This window comes from Comamonas odontotermitis (assembly GCF_040396735.1).
Classification (GTDB): Bacteria; Pseudomonadota; Gammaproteobacteria; order Burkholderiales; family Burkholderiaceae_C; genus Comamonas; species Comamonas odontotermitis_C.
Map to the genome: position 1 here is coordinate 202,851 of NZ_JBEBNZ010000002.1, position 20,829 is coordinate 223,679.

At 61.5% G+C, this 20,829-nt stretch carries 18 protein-coding genes; 10 read left to right on the plus strand and 8 right to left on the minus strand.

Annotated features, from left to right (window positions below; all coding sequences use genetic code 11):
• Positions 1 to 12 precede the first annotated feature (12 nt).
• Positions 13 to 924, plus strand: coding sequence for a LysR family transcriptional regulator (locus ACH2DG_RS03345; protein ID WP_395024285.1), 912 nt, complete (start codon positions 13 to 15; stop codon positions 922 to 924).
• A gap of 40 nt (positions 925 to 964) precedes the next feature.
• Here ACH2DG_RS03345 and ACH2DG_RS03350 read toward each other — a convergent pair whose 3' ends face one another.
• Positions 965 to 1,864: a LysR family transcriptional regulator gene (locus tag ACH2DG_RS03350; protein ID WP_395024286.1), complete on the minus strand. Its 900-nt coding sequence runs from the start codon at positions 1,862 to 1,864 to the stop codon at positions 965 to 967.
• Between the two features lie 103 nt (positions 1,865 to 1,967).
• Between ACH2DG_RS03350 and ACH2DG_RS03355 the strand changes: the two genes are divergently transcribed.
• Together ACH2DG_RS03355 and ACH2DG_RS03360 are read left to right on the plus strand one after the other, a co-directional pair.
• Positions 1,968 to 2,942: a Bug family tripartite tricarboxylate transporter substrate binding protein gene (locus ACH2DG_RS03355; protein ID WP_395024287.1), complete on the plus strand. Its 975-nt coding sequence runs from the start codon at positions 1,968 to 1,970 to the stop codon at positions 2,940 to 2,942.
• Positions 2,943 to 3,082: 140 nt separating this feature from the next.
• Entirely contained in the window at positions 3,083 to 3,826 is a 744-nt protein-coding gene (locus ACH2DG_RS03360) for a substrate-binding domain-containing protein (RefSeq protein ID WP_395024407.1), read from the plus strand.
• A 275-nt stretch (positions 3,827 to 4,101) separates the two neighbouring features.
• On the opposite strand, the gene parC is transcribed toward ACH2DG_RS03360, so the two are convergent.
• Positions 4,102 to 6,462: a DNA topoisomerase IV subunit A gene (gene parC, locus ACH2DG_RS03365; protein WP_395024288.1), complete on the minus strand. Its 2,361-nt coding sequence runs from the start codon at positions 6,460 to 6,462 to the stop codon at positions 4,102 to 4,104.
• A 198-nt stretch (positions 6,463 to 6,660) separates the two neighbouring features.
• Positions 6,661 to 8,637 carry a DNA topoisomerase IV subunit B gene (locus ACH2DG_RS03370; RefSeq protein WP_395024289.1) on the minus strand — a complete coding sequence of 659 codons (1,977 nt, stop codon included), beginning with the start codon at positions 8,635 to 8,637 and terminating at the stop codon, positions 6,661 to 6,663.
• A 199-nt stretch (positions 8,638 to 8,836) separates the two neighbouring features.
• Between ACH2DG_RS03370 and ACH2DG_RS03375 the strand changes: the two genes are divergently transcribed.
• From ACH2DG_RS03375 to ACH2DG_RS03400, 6 genes are all read left to right on the plus strand, one after another.
• Positions 8,837 to 10,063, plus strand: coding sequence for an MFS transporter (locus ACH2DG_RS03375; RefSeq protein ID WP_395024290.1), 1,227 nt, complete (start codon positions 8,837 to 8,839; stop codon positions 10,061 to 10,063).
• 26 nt (positions 10,064 to 10,089) lie between these two features.
• On the plus strand, positions 10,090 to 10,251 hold the full coding sequence (locus ACH2DG_RS03380; protein WP_395024291.1) for a hypothetical protein: 162 nt from the start codon (positions 10,090 to 10,092) through the stop codon (positions 10,249 to 10,251).
• A 64-nt stretch (positions 10,252 to 10,315) separates the two neighbouring features.
• The gene (locus tag ACH2DG_RS03385) at positions 10,316 to 10,867 is read left to right on the plus strand and encodes a class I SAM-dependent methyltransferase (RefSeq protein WP_395024292.1); all 552 of its coding nucleotides are present in this window, start codon (positions 10,316 to 10,318) and stop codon (positions 10,865 to 10,867) included.
• Between the two features lie 277 nt (positions 10,868 to 11,144).
• A complete protein-coding gene (locus tag ACH2DG_RS03390) occupies positions 11,145 to 11,411 on the plus strand; it encodes a hypothetical protein (RefSeq protein ID WP_395024293.1) in 267 nt (88 codons plus the stop codon).
• Between the two features lie 109 nt (positions 11,412 to 11,520).
• Complete coding sequence (locus tag ACH2DG_RS03395) at positions 11,521 to 13,032, plus strand: ATP-binding protein (RefSeq protein WP_395024294.1); 1,512 nt, start codon at positions 11,521 to 11,523, stop codon at positions 13,030 to 13,032.
• Positions 13,029 to 13,721 carry a response regulator gene (locus ACH2DG_RS03400; protein ID WP_395024295.1) on the plus strand — a complete coding sequence of 231 codons (693 nt, stop codon included), beginning with the start codon at positions 13,029 to 13,031 and terminating at the stop codon, positions 13,719 to 13,721. Before ACH2DG_RS03395 ends, ACH2DG_RS03400 begins: the two co-directional genes overlap by 4 nt.
• A 50-nt stretch (positions 13,722 to 13,771) precedes the next feature.
• Here the strand turns inward: ACH2DG_RS03400 and ACH2DG_RS03405 are convergent, their stop codons facing one another.
• The 5 genes from ACH2DG_RS03405 to ACH2DG_RS03425 form a co-directional block, all read right to left on the minus strand.
• Complete coding sequence (locus ACH2DG_RS03405) at positions 13,772 to 14,488, minus strand: MgtC/SapB family protein (protein ID WP_395024296.1); 717 nt, start codon at positions 14,486 to 14,488, stop codon at positions 13,772 to 13,774.
• 56 nt (positions 14,489 to 14,544) lie between these two features.
• On the minus strand, positions 14,545 to 17,289 hold the full coding sequence (gene mgtA, locus ACH2DG_RS03410; RefSeq protein WP_395024297.1) for a magnesium-translocating P-type ATPase: 2,745 nt from the start codon (positions 17,287 to 17,289) through the stop codon (positions 14,545 to 14,547).
• 216 nt (positions 17,290 to 17,505) lie between these two features.
• Positions 17,506 to 17,697: a hypothetical protein gene (locus ACH2DG_RS03415; protein WP_395024298.1), complete on the minus strand. Its 192-nt coding sequence runs from the start codon at positions 17,695 to 17,697 to the stop codon at positions 17,506 to 17,508.
• 341 nt (positions 17,698 to 18,038) lie between these two features.
• The gene (locus tag ACH2DG_RS03420) at positions 18,039 to 19,061 is read right to left on the minus strand and encodes a Bug family tripartite tricarboxylate transporter substrate binding protein (protein WP_395024299.1); all 1,023 of its coding nucleotides are present in this window, start codon (positions 19,059 to 19,061) and stop codon (positions 18,039 to 18,041) included.
• A gap of 138 nt (positions 19,062 to 19,199) precedes the next feature.
• Positions 19,200 to 19,565: a winged helix-turn-helix transcriptional regulator gene (locus ACH2DG_RS03425; protein ID WP_395024300.1), complete on the minus strand. Its 366-nt coding sequence runs from the start codon at positions 19,563 to 19,565 to the stop codon at positions 19,200 to 19,202.
• 188 nt (positions 19,566 to 19,753) lie between these two features.
• On the opposite strand from ACH2DG_RS03425, the gene ACH2DG_RS03430 reads away from it, so the two are divergent.
• A complete protein-coding gene (locus tag ACH2DG_RS03430) occupies positions 19,754 to 20,761 on the plus strand; it encodes an NAD(P)-dependent alcohol dehydrogenase (protein WP_395024301.1) in 1,008 nt (335 codons plus the stop codon).
• The last annotated feature ends 68 nt before the right edge of the window (positions 20,762 to 20,829 follow it).

The window sequence follows — 20,829 nt, forward strand, 5'->3', positions numbered from 1 at the left end:
GCAAAGCAGGCCATGCGAACGTCTCAGCATCTACAGGACACCGCCATCCGCTACTTTTTGGAAGTGGTGCGCAGCGGCTCGGTGAGCGAGGCCGCGCTGCGGCTCAATGTTTCGGCATCGGCCGTCAGCCGCCAGATCGCGTCGCTTGAAGAAGTGCTGCAGACCCCTTTGTTCGAGCGCCGGCCACGAGGCATGGTGGCCAGTGCCGCAGGAGAGTTGTTGGCCCACCATGCCAGGCGCCACGCGCTGGAGGCGGAGCAGGTGGTGTCGGACATACAGGCCTTGCACGGGTTGCGCCGTGGCCATGTCCGCGTGGTCGCATCCGCCGGGTTTGCCTTCGAGTTTCTGCCCCATGCCATGGCCACTTTTCGCAACCAGCACCCAGGCATGCGGTTTCAGCTCGCTGCCGCATCACCTGCCGAGGTGACCCATGCCGTGCGCAACGGAGACGCCGACATCGGCCTCACCTACAGCCGCGCCGCAGTGCGCGATATCGATGTGCAACACCGCCAGAGCTCGCCCGTGATTGCGATCATGCCGCCCGATCACCCGTTGGCCCGCTTTGCCAGCGTGACGCTCGCGCAGATGCATCCCTACCCGATTGCCCTGCTGGACGAAGGCAACACCGCGCGCCAGCTGTTTGACATTGCCTGCGGCCAGCGCGGGCTGGAGTTTGAACCGGTGCTGGAGAGCAGCCAGTTCGATGCCCTGGTGCGATTTGTGCTGCACGGCGGCGGGCTCACGCTGGGCGGCGAGGTAACCGTGCGCGAATATGTGCGCCGGGGCCAGTTGCATACGGCGGCCATTCGCGAGCGTGGCATGAATGCCCGCTCCATTGAACTGCAAACGCTGACGGGCCGCCAGTTGCCGCAAGGTGTGAAGGCGTTCGTGGAGCACCTGCGGGCATTGCTGCCTGCGGTGTGATGGCCCGTTGTGGAACGGCGAGAGGTGGGTACATTCTTATTCAGTGCGAACGGCATGCCTGCAAAAGGCACGTATGCAGCGTCTGAGCAGAGGGACTGAGCGTACGGTCACGCCGCCGCAGCAAACCAATCGTGCGCCATACTTGAGGCGCGGTTAGCGGTACACCACAAAGCTGCGCATGATCTGGCCGCAGTGCCAGCTGAGGTATCGCGGCAAGTCCCAAACCGGCCTCCACCAAAGCCAATGCGCCTGCGAGGTGGTTGCACTCATACCAAGCAACAGGCCGGTGCGAAAGCTGGGCAATGACCTGATCAAGGAGCACGCGATTTTCGCTTTGATGTGAGACCGATACCAAACGTTGGCCAGCTAATTCTGACCAATCCACTTGCTCCCGGTTCGCCCAAGGATGGGTTCGTGGCATGGCCAGTACATAGCGTTCGCTGGTCAATGCATCAAACTGGAGCGACGGCTCCTGACTGCCAGTGAAGCTCAATCCAAAATCTGCTACCCCTTGCCTTACAGCTTCTAGAACCTGCTTGGCACCTTCGTCCATGACATGTACCTGGACTTCCGGTTGATCCTGTGCAAATGCCTTCAAGACCGGCGCAAGCAAATTTGTGGCCACAGAAGGTATACACGCAACTATCACACGCCCCCGGCGAAGCTTTTGCTGATCATCTACCCGCTGAATGGCCTCCTCAAGGCTTGCCAAGGCTCTACGTGCCTCTTGCAAAAACTCCTGCCCCACGGGGGTGAGCTCCACATGTCGTGTTGTGCGCTCCAGCAGCCTTGCACCCAGTGCCGACTCAAGGCGCTCCACCCGTCTGCTGAGGGCTGGTGGGGACAGAAAAAGCGCATCTGCAGCCAAGCGAAAGCTTGCTTTCTCAGCCGTCATTACAAAAGCCTCCAACTCCCCCATATCGAATTTGATGCGCCCCATGCAATAGTTCCTCTGTAAATTGCAATTTACAGAATAACACTCAGTACCTAGGATCGCGTCTATTGAAAAAGCCGGGTTCCTCCCTGCAGACATTGGAGACAACATGAAACAGCCCAACTTGCTGGTCACAGGCGTCCTCGCCGCTGGCCTTTGCTTCGCTACGACCGTCAGCCAAGCGCAAGACTTTCCGCCCAAGAAACCTGTCGTCATGGTTGTGGGCTTCGCAGCTGGAGGCTCTGCCGACATCGCCGCACGCATCATTGCGAAGAAGCTGAGCGAAAACACAGGCCAGAATGTGGTGGTAGATAACAAACCTGGAGCCGGAGGAAATCTTGCGCATGCCCAGGTTGCGAATGGTCCTACAGACGGTTCGATGTTGCTGTTTGGCTCCATTGGGCCTCTTACCATCTCTCCCCATTTGATGAAGTTGCGGTACGACCCTCTCAAGGATCTGGCCCCGATCACCATGGGAGTGGTCTTCCCCAATGTTCTCGTAGTTCCAGCCGGCAGCGGAATCAAGACATTGGGCGACTATGTTGCCAGAGCCAAACGCGAGCCCGGAAAGCTGGATTTTGCCTCAACGGGTCCTGGATCGGCCTCCCACCTGGCAGGCGAACTGCTCAATGATGTGGCACATATAAATACCGTGCATGTGCCTTACAAGGGAGGAGCGCCTGCCTTGCAAGACGTGCTTGGCGAGCGCGTGGTCTCGTTCTATGCGGCTCCACCGACAGCTCTTCCGCACATTGAGTCAGGCAAGCTGGTACCGCTTGCCACGACTGGCCTGACGCGTCCCGCTTACCTGCCCAATGTTCCAACGGTGGCGGAAAGCTACCCCGGCTTCAACGCCACAAATTGGTACGCGTTTTTGGCCTCCGCAAAAACGCCTCAACCTCTGCTGGATCGCTGGAACATCGAGCTGGTCAAGGTGCTCAACACCCCCGAAGTTCGTGACAACCTGCTCAAACATGGCCAGACAGCAGCACCCGGCAAGCGCGAGGAGCTTGGGAAATTCATCGCCGAGGAATATGCCAAGTGGGGGCGCATTATCCGGGAACGCAAAATCACCATCGAATGATTAGCCAGACCTGATGGTCACTGGTTATAAATATAAGGAGACAAATCTTGCCTATCTTCAATCGTCGCAATCATTCCGTTTCTACGTTGCGCCGTCGCATGCTAGGAGCGGTACTGGGCGGAGTGCTGAGTTTGGGGCTCATGGCGGGGTGTGCCAGCCCATCCGCCACCCATCCGACCGAGATTCGCGTGATTACCTCTGGCGGATTTTCTGCCGCGTATGACCAGCTTGTACCGCTGTACGAGCAAGCCACCGGCTACAAGGTCATCACCTCGCGTGGCGCCTCTCTTGGCAATGCGCCTGACTCAATTCCTAGCAGGTTTGCGCGTGGAGAGCACTTCGATGTGGTCATCCTGGCGGACTCAGGCTTGGAGCAGTTGATCACACAGGGGAAGGTCCAGAAAGGCTCTCGCATGGATCTTGCCCGTTCCATGATCGGAATGAGCGTGCGCAAGGGGACACCCAAGCCAGATATCAGTACGGTTGAAGCCCTGAAACAAACCCTATTGGACGCCAAAAGCATCGCTTACTCTGCAAGCGCCAGCGGCACCTATCTCTCCAATGAGTTATTTCCGCGCCTTGGAGTTGCCGAGCAGATCAAGGGCAAGGCCACCAGAATCTTGAGCGAGCGCGTGGGTGCGGTTGTCTTGCGTGGAGACGCCGACATTGGATTTCAGCAGGTAAGCGAACTTCTTCCTTTTAAGGAGCTTGAGTTTGTAGGATCTCTGCCCGATGAAGCTCAGCAGCGTGTATTTTTCTCTGCCGGCGTTGCGACAGCTGCGAAAAATCCCGATGCTGCTACCCACCTCATACGCTTTCTCGCAGCTCCTGCAGCAGCCCCAATCGTTCGTAGTACTGGCATGGAGCCAGCAGTCGCTCGCTGACTGAATAAAGACGGGGCGATTCTTAGAATCTTCGAGAGCTTTTGCGGTACGTGCCGCGAGCACATAGCGAATTCAGCCAGCCTCCAAGCGGTCTGCCTTGTGCAGTGTCGGACGCCCGCAGGTGCTGAAGGTTTTCGCCAATAAAAATAAGAGCTGCCTGCGCCTTTCTCTCCCCGGTCTCCAATCCTTGTCATGAGGAGATCATGAATGGGAGCGCGCAAGCAGCTCTCTTTTTTGAGCATGATATGACGACAGGGCCGCACCGGCCCCATCGGTCACTCCACGCGGAACACCGCGTTCGGCTTGAAGCCCAGGTCCGCCGCCTTGCCCTTCTTGGCGCGGCTGGACTTGGCGTTGTTGAGGCTGCGGATTTCCAGCGTTTCCTCGCGCGCCTTGCCGCCACGGCCAACGCCCTCGATGCGAATGCTGCGCGTGTAGGCGGCAGCACCCGCCAGGCGGTCATTGCCCTCCAGATCGATCAGCTTGAGGCCCTTGCCGCCGTTGGCCATCTGGTTCAGCTCGGTGATATCGAACGTGAGGATGCGTCCGCCCGCCGAGGCACAGACCACATGGGTGGCATCGGGCAGCTCGACGCTGCCATTGGTGCCCGACACGAGCGAGGGACGGCACAGCGTATCGCCGTCGGCCAGCGTGACAAAGGCCTTGCCGCCCTTCTGGCGCGAAACCATGTTCTCCACCTGCGCAGTAAAGCCGTAGCCAGCGCTTGATGCCAGCAGCAGACTGGCGGGCAGCGGCCCGGCAAAGTAGTAGAGGATCTGCGTGCCTGCCTCCAGCTCCATCATCGTGGTCACTGGCTGGCCATCGCCCCGCCCGCCCGGCAGGGCCGCCACGGGAATCGAGTAGACGCGACCATTGCTGCCGAACACCAGCAGCTGGTCGACCGTGCGGCACTCAAAGGTGCCATACAGAGTGTCGCCCGATTTGAAGCTGAAGCTGCCAGTCTCGTGGCCATGGCCGGTGCGGGCACGCACCCAGCCTTTTTCGGACACCACAACGGTGACGGGCTCATCCACCACCTTGACTTCGGCAACCGCTTTTTTCTCCTCCTGGATCAAGGTACGGCGCGCATCGGCAAACTGCTTGGCGTCGCTTTCGATTTCCTTGACCATCAGGCGCTTGAGCGAAGCGGGATTGGCCAGAATGTCTTCGAGTTTGCCCTGCTCTTCGCGCAATTCCTTGAGCTCCTGCTCGATCTTGATCGCCTCCAGGCGCGCCAATTGGCGCAGGCGGATTTCCAGAATGTCATCTGCCTGGCGCTCCGTCAGGTCAAAGCGTGCCATCAGCGCAGCCTTGGGCTCGTCGCTGGCGCGGATGATGGCAATCACCTCGTCGATGTTCAGCAGGACGAGCTGGCGACCTTCGAGGATGTGGATACGGTCCAGCACCTTGGTGAGGCGATGCTGCGAGCGGCGGGTGATGGTGGTCTGGCGGAACTCGATCCACTCTTCCAGCATCTGGCGTAGCGATTTCTGCGTCGGCTTGCCGTCGATGCCGATCATCGTCAGGTTGATCGAAGACGAGGTCTCCAGGCTGGTGTGTGCCAGCAGGCAGGTGATCAGCTCGGACTGTGGCGTTTTGCCGGTCTTGGGCTCGAACACCAGACGCACCGCCGCGTCCTTGCTCGATTCGTCGCGCACGCCATCGAGCACCGACAGCACCGTGGCCTTGAGCTGGGTCTGGTCCTGCGTCAGCGCTTTCTTGCCGGTTTTGACCTTGGGGTTGGTCAGGTCCTCGATCTCTTCGAGCACCTTCTGCGAAGAGACGCCGGGTGGCAGCTCGTTCACCACCAGTTGCCACTGGCCGCGCGCCAGCTCTTCAATCGTCCAGCGCGCGCGCACCTTGATGGAGCCTCGGCCGGTACGGTAGGCATCGGCAATGTCCTTGTCGCTGCTGATGATCTGGCCGCCCCCCGGGTAATCGGGGCCGGGAACGATGGCGTGCAGATCGGCATCCGTCATCGCGGGCCTCTTGATCAGCGCCACGCAGGCATCAGCCACTTCACGCAGGTTGTGGCTGGGGATTTCGGTTGCCAGGCCCACGGCAATGCCGCTGGCGCCATTCAACAGCGCAAAGGGCAGGCGTGCGGGTAACTGGGCAGGTTCTTCTTCCTTGCCATCGTAATTGGGCACGAAGTCGACGGTGCCCATGTCGATCTCGTCAAGCAGCAAGGTGGTGATCTTGGCCAGACGCGCTTCGGTATAACGCATGGCTGCTGCGCCATCGCCATCGCGGCTGCCGAAGTTGCCCTGGCCATCAACCAGCGGGTAGCGCTGGGAGAAATCCTGCGCCATGCGCACCATGGCGTCGTAGATGGCCGAGTCGCCATGCGGGTGGTACTTGCCCATGGTATCGCCCACCACGCGTGCGCTCTTGGCGGGAGCGGCGCCGTGCGCTGCATTGGCACCCGAAAATCCCAGGCCCATGCGCGCCATGGTGTACAGGATGCGGCGCTGCACGGGTTTCTGGCCGTCGCACACATCTGGCAGCGCCCGGCCCTTGACGACCGAAAGCGCGTACTCCAGGTAGGCGCGCTGGGCGTAGTTGCCCAGATCAAGACTGCCGCCGTCATCCGGCGGTGTGTTGGACAACAGGTCCAAACCGGTTTGTTCACTCATATTTTGATAGCTTTCTGCGCTTGATAGACGGGCGCCAGCAATGGTTTTATCTATTTATGCGGCGCCGTGTGGTGCCAAAGCGGTGGTGGCTGCCTTGTTCCGGTTCCCAACCATGCGAATACCCGAAGGCGAAGCGAAGACAGTGCTATAGCACGACGAACGAAGCCGGCAGAGTCATCGGATGGCTGGGGAATGGAATCAGACGTCGATCTCCACATCGTTGCCGTGAATCTCCATCAGATCGCGCCGCGCGGCGGCTTCGCCCTTGCCCATCAGCTGGCCCATCACCTGCTGCGTCTGCTGCAGGTCGGAGTGCGTCAGCATTATCGGCTGCAGGCGGCGGGTGTCGGGGTTGAGAGTGGTATCCCACAATTGCTCGGCATTCATCTCACCCAGGCCCTTGAAGCGGCTGACCTTGCATTTCTCGCGCGCCACACCGTCCTTGGCAGCCTTGTCGAAGATGCCTTTGAGTTCAGCCTCATCGAGTGCATACAGCTTGGCCGCCGGTTTTTTGCCACGTGCGGGAATATCCACGCGAAAGAGCGGCGGCCGCGCCACACAGACATGGCCTGCATCGATGAGCTTGGGGAAGTGCTTGAAGAACAGCGTCAGCAGCAGCACCTGGATGTGCGAGCCGTCCACGTCCGCATCCGAGAGAATGCAAATCTTGCCGTAGCGCAGGCCGCTCAAGTCAACCTCGTCATTGGGACCGTGGGGGTCCACGCCAATGGCAACGGCAATGTCATGCACTTCGGTGTTCTTGAACAGCAGGTCCCGGTCCACCTCCCAGGTGTTGAGCACCTTGCCGCGCAGCGGCAGCACGGCCTGGGTTTCCTTGTCACGGCCCATCTTGGCACTGCCGCCCGCCGAATCCCCCTCGACCAGGAAGACTTCGTTGTAGGCGATGTCACGGCTTTCGCAATCGGTCAGCTTGCCGGGCAGCACGGCCACGCCGCTGCCCTTGCGCTTTTCGACCTTCTGGCCCGCACGCTGGCGGGTCTGCGCGGCCTTGATGGCGATTTCGGCCAGTTTCTTGCCGTATTCCACGTTTTCGTGCAACCACAGCTCCAGAGCAGGCCGCACCATGCCCGAGACCAGGCGCACGGCATCGCGGGAGTTGAGGCGCTCCTTGATCTGGCCCTGGAACTGCGGGTCCAGCACCTTGGCCGACAGCACATAGTTGGCGCGGGCAAACACGTCTTCGGGCATCAGCTTGACGCCCTTGGGCAGCAGCGAATGCAGCTCGATGAAGCTCTTGACCGCCTGGAACAGACCGTCGCGCAGGCCGCTCTCATGCGTACCGCCCGCACTGGTGGGAATCAGGTTGACGTAACTCTCGCGCACCGGCTGGCCTTCTTCGGTAAAGGCCACGCACCACGACGCACCCTCGCCTTCGGCGAAGTTGTCATCGTGCTTGCCGGCAAAGCCCTCGCCTTCAAACACCGGAATGACCGGGTCCACGGGCAAGGTCTGCAACAGATAGTCCTTGAGACCGCCCTTGTACTGCCAGGTCTGCGTGTCGCGGGTCTTGTCGTTGGTGAGCTGCACGCTCACGCCCGGCATCAGGACGGCCTTGCTGCGCAACAGGTGCACCAGCTCACCCATGGGCAGATGGCTGGATTCAAAATACTTGGCATCGGGCCAGACGCGAACAGTGGTGCCCTGCTTGCGGTCGCCGCTGGTAAGCGCGCGCACTTTCAGCGGCTCGACCACATCCCCCCCGGCGAACGCCATGGTGGCAGCAGAGCCATCGCGGTGCACCGTCACTTCCAGGCGCGTAGCCAGTGCATTGGTAACCGAAACGCCCACGCCGTGCAGACCGCCCGAAAAGCTGTAGGCACCGCCCTGCCCCTTGTCGAACTTGCCGCCTGCGTGCAGTCGGGTAAACACCAGCTCGACCACGGGAGCGTGCTCTTCCGGGTGCAGGCCAAACGGAATGCCGCGACCATCGTCTTCCACGCTAATGGAAGCGTCGGTGTGCAGGTAGACGCGGATCTTCTTGCCGAACCCGGCCAAGGCCTCGTCGGCCGCGTTGTCGATCACCTCCTGAATGATGTGCAGCGGGTTGTCGGTGCGGGTATACATGCCCGGACGCTGCTTGACCGGCTCCAGTCCCTTGAGGACGCGTATCGAGCCTTCTCCGTATTCACTGGTAGACGTGTTTTTGCTTGCCATAACTTTCCATTCTAGCGGCTGCCATTGTAGATAGCTGTATGAATAAACAGGTAGAACTTGTTAACGATTGGCTCCAGAGCGTGCAAAAACCTTGCTGGGCTCCCAAATGGGCCTGAAACATGGCCGGTCAATATACGGGTGACAGCCGGTTTGCTGCGTTGCAGTTAACAATTCCGTCATTACGAGACAGCCTAAGCATATGCAACACAACAACGCACAACATCTGTCCATCGCCCGCGTCCTGCTGTGTGGCGGTGCCGTGGTCACTCTGTCGATGGGTATCCGCCACGGTTTTGGCCTGTGGCTGCAACCCATCACGCAGGAGATGGGCTGGACGCGTGAATCCTTCGCCTTTGCGCTGGCCGTGCAGAATCTCAGTTGGGGCTTGATCGGCATCTTCACCGGCATGCTGGCCGACCGTTTTGGCGCCACCAAGGTGCTGGTGGCTGGGGCCCTGCTGTATGCACTGGGCCTGGCAGGCATGGCCTGGGCTCCCAATACCGTACTGTTTGCGCTGACGGCCGGCCTGTTGATCGGGATGGCGCAGACTGGAACGACCTACGCGGTGATTTACGGGGTGATCGGCCGACAGATACCGCCAGAGAGGCGCTCCTGGGCCATGGGCGTGGCCGCTGCCGCAGGCTCGTTCGGCCAGTTCTTCATGGTGCCGGTTGAAGGCCAGTTGATCGCCAGCCTGGGCTGGCACAACGCGCTGGTGGTGTGCGCGCTGCTGGTGCTGGTCATCGTGCCGCTGGCCTTTGCCCTGCGCGAGCCCAATTTCCATGCCATCAAGAAGGCTTCAGCCGCAGGCCACCAGCAAACCATTGCACAGGCGGTGGCAGAGGCCTTCAGGAACCCGAGCTTTCTGCTGCTGACTGCAGGCTACTTCGTCTGCGGCTTCCAGGTCATGTTCATCGGCGTGCACATGCCCAGTTACCTGAAGGATTTCGGACTGCCTGCGCACGTGGCCAGCTATTCCCTGGCGTTGATCGGGCTTTTCAACATCTTTGGCACCTACCTTGCAGGATCGCTGGGCCAACGCATGGCCAAGCGCTACCTGCTCTCGGGCATTTACTTCATCCGCGCCGTGGCGATCATCATCTTTCTGTTGGTGCCGCTGTCGCCCTGGTCGGTATACGTGTTTGCAGCGGTGATGGGCTTTTTGTGGCTGTCGACCGTACCGCTCACCAATGGCGTGATCGCCCAGGTATTTGGCGTGCAGCACCTGTCCATGCTGTCGGGATTTGTGTTCTTCAGCCACCAGATCGGCAGCTTCCTGGGCATCTGGCTCGGTGGCTATCTGTACGACCACACGGGCAGCTATGACGCAGTGTGGTACGTGGCCATTGCGTTGGGCATCTTCGCGGGCCTCGTGAATCTGCCCGTCAAGGAAAGCCCCGTGCAACGCAGCGCGGCCATTGCTTGAATGCCGCTGGGCGTACACTCGGCACCATGACCACCGCATCCTCCACCCCGCCCGAACCGCGTCGCCGCCTGTGGCTGCGGGTAGGCGGTTGGGCGCTTGCCTCTGTGGTGCTGGCTGCCGTTTTCATGCTGTACACGCAGCCCGAGTTCATGGTGCGGATGGCAGACCATGTGTGGGCCTGCTTCTAGTAGCTTGAAAAACGGTATTGTGCGCCCACCCACTATGCGCAACAAGCTCCATTTTTAATAGCAAATGCACTCTGGCAGCCTTCCTTCCGCCTGGATTACCCGCTTTGCACCACTGGTTCTGCGGAACGGAACGGCGCTTGATGTGGCCTGCGGCACTGGCCGTCATGCGCGCCACATGCAGTCACTGGGCCTGCAGGTGACTGGCCTGGACCGCGACGCTGCAGCCATTGATGGGTTGCGCGGTGACATCCAAGGCGAATGGATCGTTGCCGATATCGAAAACGGCCCCTGGCCGCTGCCCCATCAGCAGTTTGACGCCGTGGTGGTGACGAACTACCTGTGGCGGCCGCTGTGGCCGCATATTCTGGACAGCGTGGCCGCTGGCGGCCTGCTGCTGTACGAGACCTTTGCCGCAGGCAACGAAGCCTTTGGCAAGCCTTCGCGGGCCGACTTCCTGCTTCAGCCTGGTGAACTGTTGCAAGTGTGTGCGGGCTGGCATATCGTGGCTTTTGAGCAAGGGCGCCTCACCGCCCCGGATCGCGTGGTTCAGCGCATTGCCGCACGCAAGCCGGGCCTCGGCCCCGAGGCGTATCTCCAGCGCCTGCCCTCTGCCTGATGCGCATCACATCCTTTCTGCGCTTTGCATAACTTTGCGCAGACAAACCAAACCCCGCGTGGTCTCACCCCCCCGCAACGCACGGCAGCATGGGGGTTGGCGCAGGATTGCGCTTTGTCACAAGCTCCTCGGACACTCTCCAATTTCCTCCTCATTTGGCTTCTAAAGTACATCCATTGGCTCTGCAGCCAGGTGCAAAACACACTCCAGTTCTTCTGCTCTTTGCAGATTGTTTTGTTTTCCCGCAGAGCCATCTTTTTGATGAAAGGGAATGTGCATGAAAGCCATCGAAATGAGTTGCCTGCTGTTGTCAGGCGCCGCCATGACCGGCGCCCTGTTGCTGGGTACGTTGTCCAGCAACGCCCATGCGGCGACTGCCGCCGCCAAAGCCGCCGTGCCCAAGGAAGCCATTGAGGCTTGCAAGGGCAAGAAGGAAGGCGACAAGGTGGATTTGCCCGTAGCCAACGGCAAGGCAGCCAAAGCCATCTGCCGCAAAGCCGGCAACCAGCTGGTTGCCATGCGCACAGCCTCTATCGGTCCGTGAGGGCCTCCCCTGCGACACTCCTGCACACACCACGCACTGTGTAAGAGAATAGCCGGGCAGGCATTGTGTCTGCCCGTTTTACCTTTACCCTCTACTTTCCAGCTTGTATTTGAACCGCCTCCAAACCCGCGTCCTGCTTGCCATGGTCCTGCTGCTGCTCGGTCTGCTGCTGGGCTTTGCAGGCTTTTCGTACTGGAGCCTGCAACGCGGTCTGGCGCCTTACGTCGCGCAGATCGAACTGGGACGGCTGGAATACCTGGAAAGCCAGCTCAGGCGGGAGTATGCCAAGGAGCAAAGCTGGTCAGGCCTCAGCCCTGAGCGCTGGAACGCCCTGACCCGATTTGGCGCCCAGGCCGCCATACCGGTAGCGCCCCCATCGGACGACAACAAACCCAGGGGCGCCACGATAGGCCCTTTGCGCACGCCCGATCTGAAACCCATTGAGCGCCACCCCTTGCATGAACGCCTGGGCCTGCTCGATACCAGAGGCCAACTGATTGCCGGGGTAGCACCGCAGGCCGCCAGTGCCACCAACCCGCTGTTTGACAGCAAGCACCAGTTGATCGGTACCTTGACCCTGGGGCCGCCCGCTGATCTGAAGAACCAGATCGACAGTGCCTTTCTGAAGGAACACCTGGTATTTCTGGCCATTGCGGCCGGACTGGGGCTGGTGGTGGCGGGCGCCCTGTCCTGGTGGCTCAGCCGCCGCTGGATCCGGCCGATCGAAGCGCTGTCCAAAGGCGCCCAAGCCTTTGCGCAGGGCCAGCTTGACTACCGCATTGCCGCGGAAGGCGACGATGAACTGGGCCAGTTGGCGCGCCGCTTCAACCACATGGCTTCGCAGTTGCACGAGGCACAGGCCCAGCAGAACGAATGGCTGACCCAGGTGGCGCATGAGTTGCGCACGCCCCTGGCCGCCGTGCGTGCAGAGATCGAAGCCATACAGGATGGTATCCGCCAGTTTGATGCCAGCACCGCCGAGCGCCTGCATCGGCAGATCATGCGGCTGACCCAACTGGTGGCCGACATGCGCGCTACCATCCCCACCACGCTCGCAGTGCAGGCCCCGCAAGACGCTCCTGCCTTGCAACTGACCGCACCGCGCGCGGCATCTGCCGTGGCACTGGATCTGCGAGCCCTCGTGGCCGAAGCAGTGGACGCCGTACAGGTGCGCTTTGTGCAGGCCCAGATCGCCTTGCCGCCAGCGGCCACCCTGGCGCACAGCCTGCCGGTTGCCTGGGTACACGGCAATGCAGCGCAGCTGCACCAGGTGCTGGGCAATATTTTTGAGAACAATCTGCGCTACACCGATGCGCCGGGCACGGTGGCCATCAGTGCCAGCGTGCATGAGGCTGCTGCCGCCAGCGGCCAGCAACGCTGGATTGAACTGCATATCGATGACAGTGCCCCAGGTGTTGCCCCGGCAGACCAGCCGCGCATCTTTGAACGGTTTTACCGCGTGGAGGCCTCGCGCAGCCGCGCCAGCGGTGGCTCGGGCCTGGGCCTGGCCATCTGCAAAAGCATCGTGCAGGCCCATGGCGGCCAGTTGCGTGCCAGTGCATCGGCACTGGGCGGCCTGCGCATGACCGTGATCCTGCCCTTGATGGACCCCAACCCATGAACAGCGTCAAACCCCGCATTCTGTATGCCGAAGACGAGGCCGATATCGCCTCGGTCGTGACCGACTACCTGCACCATGCGGGCTACGAGGTCGAGCACTTTGCCGATGGCTCGCAAGCCCTGGCGGCAGCCATCGCCCGCCCACCAGCGCTTGCCATCCTCGATTTGATGCTGCCGGGCACCGACGGCCTCACCATTCTGCGTGAATGCCGCGCGCGCCAGCTGTGTCCAGTCATCTGCCTCACCGCCAAGGTGGAAGAGGTGGACCGCCTCATCGGCCTGGAGATGGGTGCGGACGACTACATCTGCAAACCGTTTTCTCCGCGCGAACTGATTGCCCGCGTCAAGGTGGTGCTGCGCCGCAACCAGGTGGCGGAAGCGATGGCAGGCGGCACCGCCGTTTCTGACTGGCGGCTGGACGACGCCACCTGCCAGGCCAGCTGGCGCGGCCAGGACCTGGGCCTGACGCGGCGCGAGTACACACTGCTGTCCATCCTGCATCGCCATCCCGGCAAGATCTATCCGCGCAGCCAGTTGCTGGATCTGGCCTATGCCGACGCGCTGGAAGTGAGCGACCGCGCCATTGACAGCCACATCAAGAACCTGCGCAAGAAGCTGCGGGCAGTGTTGGGAGAGGATGCGGAGTGCATCCGCTCCGTGTACGGTGTGGGCTTTGCGTTTGAGACCTGATCGGCAAACCTTTACCACCTCTTTTCTGGCAGGCCACCATCGCCCCTGCGTCAGTCTCTCGTACTGGGACTCCAGAAGGCCTGGCGCACACCCGGTTTGACAGCCAGCTGCTGCACCAGGGCATCCAGCTCATCACCGTGGACGGACTGCGCCGCCAGTGTCGCCTCGATCACCACTTCCTCGTCGCCAAAAGGTTTGATGTCGATATCCCCTGGCGGATAGCCGCCACGCTCCAGCACATCCTGCAGCATGGCCAAGGCCAGGCGCTGGTGCAGGCGTTCGGCCACCACAAAGACAGCGTTCGTCACCTCGGTGGACACCACATCCAGCGGTTTGCGGTTGATGGCATTGACCAGCGGGCGCAGCAAGGTATTGGCTGCCAGCACCATGACCGTGCCCATCACAGCCTGCACGATCAGGTCGGCACCGGCGGCTGCACCCACTGCCGCCGATCCCCACAAGGTGGCGGCAGTGTTCAGCCCGCGCACATTGCCCTCTTCGCGCATGATGACGCCAGCGCCCAGAAAGCCGATACCAGACACTACATAGGCCATCACCCGCACGGCGCCGTCGGCCCCGGCAATGGTGTTGGCACTGTCGACAAAAATCGCCGCCCCCACGGCCACCAGCACATTGGTGCGCAGCCCCGCCGTGCGCTGGCGGTACTGGCGCTCCAGGCCGATCAAGGTGCCCAGCGCAAAGGCCGTGACCAGGCTGAGCAAGGTATTGAGCAGCGAATCGAGCTGCATGAACTTCAAAGCTTCCACTGTCGTGATCCCCTCTTGTCTCTCACCATCGTTTACTTACAGGCAACATGTGGCATTCATTGCCAGCCAAAGCGACGGATATACCATTTCTTCATGACCTGCGTGAGACCCATGTAGGCCAGCACGATCAGCACCAGGTACACGAAGTACGAACCGGGCAAGGCCTCCAGCTTGAAATGCGAGGCCAGCGGCCCCATGGGCAGAAAAATACCGATGGCCATCACGGCCAGCGTCATCAGAATCACCGGCCATGCCGCGCGGCTCTGGATGAATGGAATGCGCGCCGTGCGGATCATGTGCACGATCAGCGACTGCGTGAGCAGCCCCACGACAAACCAGCCCGACTGAAACAGGGTCTGCTTCTCCGGCGTGTTGGCATCGAACACCTTCCACATCAGCACAAAGGTCAGGATGTCGAACACCGAGCTGATGGGGCCGAAGAACACCATGAAGCGGCCAATGTCCGCAGGGTTCCAGCGCTGCGGGCGGGCAATCAGCTCTTCATCCACATGGTCGAAGGGAATTGCGGTCTGCGACAGGTCATACACCAGGTTCTGCACCAGCAATTGCAGCGGCAGCATGGGCAGAAACGGAATGAAGGCGCTCGCCACCAGTACCGAGAACACATTGCCGAAGTTGGAGCTGGCCGTCATCTTGATGTACTTGAGCATGTTGGCAAAGGTGCGTCTGCCCTCCTGCACGCCCTGCTCCAGCACCATCAGGCTCTTTTCCAGAAGGATGATGTCTGCCGCTTCCTTGGCCACGTCAACGGCTGTATCGACCGAGATGCCGATGTCGGCCGCGCGCAGTGCCGCAGCATCGTTGATGCCATCCCCCAGAAACCCCACCACATGGCCATTGGCCTTGAGCATGCGCACGATGCGCTCCTTGTGCGCCGGGCTCAGCTTGGCAAAGATGTTGTGGGTCTCCACGGCCTGGGCCAGCTCCGCATCGTCCATGCGCTCCACATCGCCGCCCAGCACCATGGTTTGCTCGGTGATGCCCACTTCCTTGCAGACCTTGGCCGTGACGGCTGCATTGTCCCCCGTCAGCACCTTGATGTGCACACCGTGCTGCGTCAACGCCTGCAAGGCGGGAGCCGTGCTCTCCTTGGGCGGATCGATGAAGGCCACAAAGCCACACAGCACCATGCCAGCCTCATCGGCCACACCGTAGCTTTGCTGACTGGCAGCGCTCTCGCGCGTGGCCACGGCCACCACGCGCAGGCCCTGGTTGTTCAGCTCCTCAGTCACCGCCACAATGCGGCTGCGCAGGCCCTCATCGAGCGGCAGCACGGCGCCCGCCGCATGCACCGAGGCGCATACCTGCAGAATTTCGTCCACAGCCCCCTTGGTGATGAGAAGGTGATGTCCGCTGCCGTCGCTCACCACCACCGACATGCGCCGCCGCACGAAGTCGAAGGGAATCTCGTCCACCTTGGCATAGTTGCACACCACGTCCTGCAGCTCGGCATGCTCCAGCACGGCAACGTCCAGCAGGTTCTTCAGGCCGGTCTGGTAGTAGCTGTTGAGGTAGGCCATGTCCAGCACGTGGTGCGACTCATCGCCCCAGGCGTCCAGATGGCGCGCCAGAAAAATCTTGTCTTGCGTCAGCGTGCCGGTCTTGTCCGTGCACAGCACATCCATGGCACCGAAGTTCTGGATGGCATCCAGCCGTTTGACGATGACCTGCTTGCGCGACAGGAACACCGCGCCCTTGGCGAGCGTGGCGGTCACGATCATCGGCAGCATCTCGGGCGTAAGGCCTACCGCCACCGACAGCGCAAACAGCAGCGCCTCAGTCCAGTCGCCCTTGGTGAAGCCGTTGATGGCAAACACGAGCGGCACCATGACAAGCATGAAACGGATCAGCACCCAGCTGACCTTGTTGACGCCGGTCTGAAATGCGGTCGGCGCCCGGTCCATGGCCGTGGCGCGCCCTGCCAGCGCCCCCAGATAGGTGCTGTTGCCCGTCGCCACCACCACCGCCGTGCCCGCGCCCGACACTACGTTCGTGCCCATGAAGACGATGTTGTCCAGATCCACCGGATTGCTCTGGTCTGCGCCCTGCAACTGGGCAAACTTCTCGACCGGCATTGATTCGCCCGTCATCGCCGACTGGGCCAAAAACAGATCCTTGGCCTGCAACAGGCGGCAATCGGCGGGCACCATATCGCCAGCAGACAGCTTGATGATGTCTCCCGGCACCAGCTCGCGCACCGGCAGCTCCAGCGCGGCGGGCGCGGTGGGGAACCCCGATGGGCGTGCATCAGAGGGCTCATCTTCGTCCAGAGCCCTGCGGCGCAACACCGTCGCCGTATTGGACACCATCGCCTGCAGCGAGGCTGCGGCCTTGTTGGCACGCCCCTCCTGCCAGAAGCGCAGCACCGTGGAGAGCAGTACCATGCTGCCGATGACGACCGTGCCCTTGAAATCATCCGTCACCCAGGACACGATGGCCAGCAAGGTCAGCAGAATATTGAACGGCGTGCGAAAACACAGCCACAGATGTTCGCCCGCAGACATGGGCCGGTCCTGGGCGATGGTGTTCCAGCCCGCCTTGGCGCGCGCAGCGTCCACCTGGGTCGCATCCAGGCCATCGGCGGCACTGTTCAGGCCCTGCAGCAGTTCTGCTTCTGCAGCCAGTGCGGCTGCGCGCAGGCGGTCGCCCAAAGCAGCAGGCACGCGCAGATCCGCTGGCGCCTTGGCCAGTTGATCGAGCATGGGAATGCGGCGGAAATGCTCGGCCCAGTGGCGCGAGCGCAGAAAGTTCACGAATCCGTTTTTCAGCGTGGTCAACATGGCCACCCTCCTTCAAGCAATGTGGTGCCGGGCACGGCGCAGCCGCACCCCAGGCAAGCTCAGTCATGAAGCGCGCAGGCAAGCGGCATGCAGCCGTGCGGGGCGCGCAAAGAAGGGGTTACTCCATTCCTTGATCAGCGGGACATGTGTGGAACAAGCCCCAGCGATGGAGACCGTCGGCAAGGCGCCATGGCCCTGCCCGTCATCCATGCCCGATCAGGGAACGGAATGGGTACTGAAAGGATCCAGCGCTGCAGCCAGCGCATGCAGCGGCTTGCGGCACATGCCGCGATGCACGAGACGTACAGCACCGCGCGGCAGGCGTGCAGGACGCAGCCGCTGCGCAAGCCGCACAGGCTGCGACGAAAAACGGCGGCTGCAAGCGCGCAACAACTTGCGTTTTTGCATGGTTCGCTCCCTTGTCCAGCGCACGGCAGCGCTCCGCCATGCCTGTTGCTGGATCGTTTTTTTGGAATGGGATGCAAGCGAAAGCTGTGCGCTACACAAGGGTAGCGACAGGGATTCGCAGGCTGCCCGCCTGATTGGCAAGGCAGCACGCAAAGCTGAGGCGTTTGCGGTTACCTTGCCTGTGGTGCGTTGGCGGCTGGCCAACAACTTGGTACGTCCACAGGACAACTCCTTTTCAACTGGTTCGGCGCGGATTGTAGGCCGTGATGGGGCAAATGACCAGGGGTTTATACGTACATTACCAAATCTTCATGAACGAGCCCGGCACAGGTGCTGCGCGGTCATTCCATCGGAATCCTGCGCTGCTCCACCAATTGCTCCACCTGGCTGCGGGTTTGGGCAATCAACTGTGCAAATTGCGCAGGTGTTCCCCCCAATGGTTGCACGCCGAGTTGCGCGAGGCGCTCACGCACGGCGGGGGTTTTCAAGGCATCACGCGCAGCCTGGTTCAGCGTATCGACCACATTTTGCGGGGTGCCTGCTGGTGCCACCAGGCCAAACCAGGTGATGGCCAGGCGATTGAGCGCAGGGTAGCCAGCCTCTGCCAGCGTGGGCACCTGCGGCAGGGTGGGCAGGCGCTGCTGCGCAGCCACCGCAAACGGCACCAGCCTGCCCGACTGCACCAGGCTGCTCGATGACGGGTACTGGTCGCTCAGCACCTGCGTCTCACCCGCCAGCGCACTGTTCACCACCGGCCCCTGGCCCTTGTAAGGAATATGGCGCATGCGAATGCCCAACTCGGCGTTCATCGACTCAGCGATCAAGTGACCAATGGAGCCCACGCCTGCAGAGCCAATCGTGTAGTGATCCGGCCGGGCGCGCATGGTGGCGATGAAACTCTGCAGATCACCGACACCCAGACTGGGATGGGTGGAGAACACGGAGGGAATCTGGGCCAGCGTGGTGATGGGAGCAAAGTCGCGCAGCGGGTCATGGCGGGCGCTTTTCAGCACCACGGTATTGACGGCCAGGGTACTGATGGTTCCCACGCCAATGGTGTAGCCATCGGGCTGCGCACGTGCCACGGCTTCTGCGCCGATCAGTCCGGCAGCGCCTGCCTTGTTTTCCACCACCACAGGCTGCCCCAACGGGCCACGCATGGCATCGGCGATGACGCGGGCCACGATGTCCGTTGACCCACCGGGCGCAAACGGCACCACCAGTTTGACGGGCTGGCGCGGGTAGGCAGGCTTGTTTTGCGCCAGTGCGTAGGTGGTGGCCCCTCCCGTCAGAAAGGACAACACTGCGGCATGGCACAGGAATTGGCGCCGCGCCAAGGGCAGCAAAGGCAGGCGGAAGATCATGGAAGGCAGATTCCGGGGAGAAGATGCAACCGAGGCATTATCACCAAACCTGCAGTCAATGACCGTATTACCATTTAGCTATATTTTTAATAGCATTAACGCTCAGTACGTAGACGTCTATGCCCTATTCAGCACAGCTCAGGCTGCGCAGCGCGCCTGCACGCTCTGCACCTGCTCACCCCCCTGGGTGTGTGCATAGCCTAGCCCCCAGTCGCGCATGGCAGTCAGTACAGGCTCCAGGCTGCGCCCCATGTCGGTCAGCGCATAGTCCACGCGCGGGGGTACTTCAGCGTATACGGTACGTGCCACGATGCCAGCCTCTTCCAGCTCGCGCAGTTGCAAGGTCAGCATGCGTTGCGTGACATTGGGAATGGCACGCGAAAGCTCACTGAAACGCTTGGTGCCATGCAACAGGTGGAACAGCACAATGGGCTTCCAGGTGCCGCCCATGACCGAAAGCGTTACCTCTACTGCGCAACCGCTTTTGCTGTTCAATCGTTTCATCACATCTCCACACTGTTGCATTGCAATCGCCCGATACTAGCCGCAAGTCAATGGACATGCATTACTTACATTTTTAATACTAGACCACAAATATGTTGGTTCTGGCATTGTGAGGCCATGGCTTGCATGATGGCCGGGCGGCTGTGTTGTGCAGCCCCTGCCATCCAAACTGATGAAAGAGGAATTCCATGAAAGCCATGCAACTTGCGGCCCCCGGCGGCCTTGACCGGCTGCAACTGGTCGACCTGCCAGCGCCTGCGGCGCCTCGCGCCGGAGAGATCCAGGTGCGTCTGCACGCCAGCTCCCTCAACTACCACGACCTCGCCATCGTCGCCGGGCGTTCGCCAACGGCCGATGGCCGCATCCCCATGGCCGACGGCGCGGGTGTTGTCACCGCCGTGGGTGAAGGGGTGTCCGAATTTGCTGTGGGCGATGCGGTGGTTTCCTGCTTCTTCCCGCTGTGGCAATCGGGCAGGCAGGTGCCATCGACTTTTGCCACCGTGCCTGGCGATGGCGTGGATGGGTTTGCACGCGAACAAGTCACCATGGCTGCCACCGCCTTTACCCGTGCCCCCAAAGGCTATACGCATGAAGAGGCTGCCACGCTGACCACGGCAGGTCTCACCGCCTGGCGCGCCCTGGTGGTGGATGGCCGCCTCGAAGCCGGTCAAACCGTGCTGGTGCTGGGCACTGGCGGGGTGTCGATTTTTGCACTGCAACTGGCCCACGCCATGGGCGCGCGGGTGATTGCAACCACCTCGAGCGCCGCCAAGGCAGAGCGCCTGCGTGCATTAGGCGCCCATGAAGTCATCAACTACCGCGACCAACCCCAATGGGGCGATGCCGTACTGGCCGCCACTGGCGGGCGCGGCGCGGACATTGTGGTCGAAGTGGGCGGCCCGGGCACCTTGCCGCAATCCATCCGTGCCTGCACCCCGGGCGGCCACATCGCGCTGATCGGCGTGCTGACCGGCTTTGCCGGCGACGTGCCCACGGTAGAGCTGATGCGCAAGCAGCAGACCCTCCAGGGCCTGATCGTCGGCAGCCGCGAGCACCAGCAGGATCTGGTACGCGCACTCGACCACCTGCCCCTGCGCCCGGTGATCGACAGCAGCTACCCGCTGGCACAGATGGCAGATGCGTTTGCACACCAGATCAGCGCGCAGCACTTGGGCAAGATCTGCCTGCATTGGTAGTGCGCAGGCGAGCGAGGCGACAAGTGCGGTTAAGTGCGGTTGGCAGCTTCATGCCTCAAAAACCGCAC

Bases quoted from the DNA above. Each gene is read 5' to 3' on its own strand.
- ACH2DG_RS03430 (WP_395024301.1), top strand. From the start codon at position 19,754: ATGAAAGCCATGCAACTTGCGGCCCCCGGCGGCCTTGACCGGCTGCAA.
- ACH2DG_RS03355 (WP_395024287.1), top strand. From the start codon at position 1,968: ATGAAACAGCCCAACTTGCTGGTCACAGGCGTCCTCGCCGCTGGCCTT.
- ACH2DG_RS03380 (WP_395024291.1), top strand. From the start codon at position 10,090: ATGACCACCGCATCCTCCACCCCGCCCGAACCGCGTCGCCGCCTGTGG.
- ACH2DG_RS03385 (WP_395024292.1), top strand. From the start codon at position 10,316: ATGCACTCTGGCAGCCTTCCTTCCGCCTGGATTACCCGCTTTGCACCA.
- ACH2DG_RS03345 (WP_395024285.1), top strand. From the start codon at position 13: ATGCGAACGTCTCAGCATCTACAGGACACCGCCATCCGCTACTTTTTG.
- ACH2DG_RS03425 (WP_395024300.1), bottom strand. From the start codon at position 19,565: ATGAAACGATTGAACAGCAAAAGCGGTTGCGCAGTAGAGGTAACGCTT.
- mgtA (WP_395024297.1), bottom strand. From the start codon at position 17,289: ATGTTGACCACGCTGAAAAACGGATTCGTGAACTTTCTGCGCTCGCGC.
- ACH2DG_RS03390 (WP_395024293.1), top strand. From the start codon at position 11,145: ATGAAAGCCATCGAAATGAGTTGCCTGCTGTTGTCAGGCGCCGCCATG.
- ACH2DG_RS03415 (WP_395024298.1), bottom strand. From the start codon at position 17,697: ATGCAAAAACGCAAGTTGTTGCGCGCTTGCAGCCGCCGTTTTTCGTCG.
- parC (WP_395024288.1), bottom strand. From the start codon at position 6,462: ATGAGTGAACAAACCGGTTTGGACCTGTTGTCCAACACACCGCCGGAT.
- ACH2DG_RS03400 (WP_395024295.1), top strand. From the start codon at position 13,029: ATGAACAGCGTCAAACCCCGCATTCTGTATGCCGAAGACGAGGCCGAT.
- ACH2DG_RS03370 (WP_395024289.1), bottom strand. From the start codon at position 8,637: ATGGCAAGCAAAAACACGTCTACCAGTGAATACGGAGAAGGCTCGATA.
- ACH2DG_RS03350 (WP_395024286.1), bottom strand. From the start codon at position 1,864: ATGGGGCGCATCAAATTCGATATGGGGGAGTTGGAGGCTTTTGTAATG.
- ACH2DG_RS03375 (WP_395024290.1), top strand. From the start codon at position 8,837: ATGCAACACAACAACGCACAACATCTGTCCATCGCCCGCGTCCTGCTG.
- ACH2DG_RS03420 (WP_395024299.1), bottom strand. From the start codon at position 19,061: ATGATCTTCCGCCTGCCTTTGCTGCCCTTGGCGCGGCGCCAATTCCTG.
- ACH2DG_RS03360 (WP_395024407.1), top strand. From the start codon at position 3,083: ATGGCGGGGTGTGCCAGCCCATCCGCCACCCATCCGACCGAGATTCGC.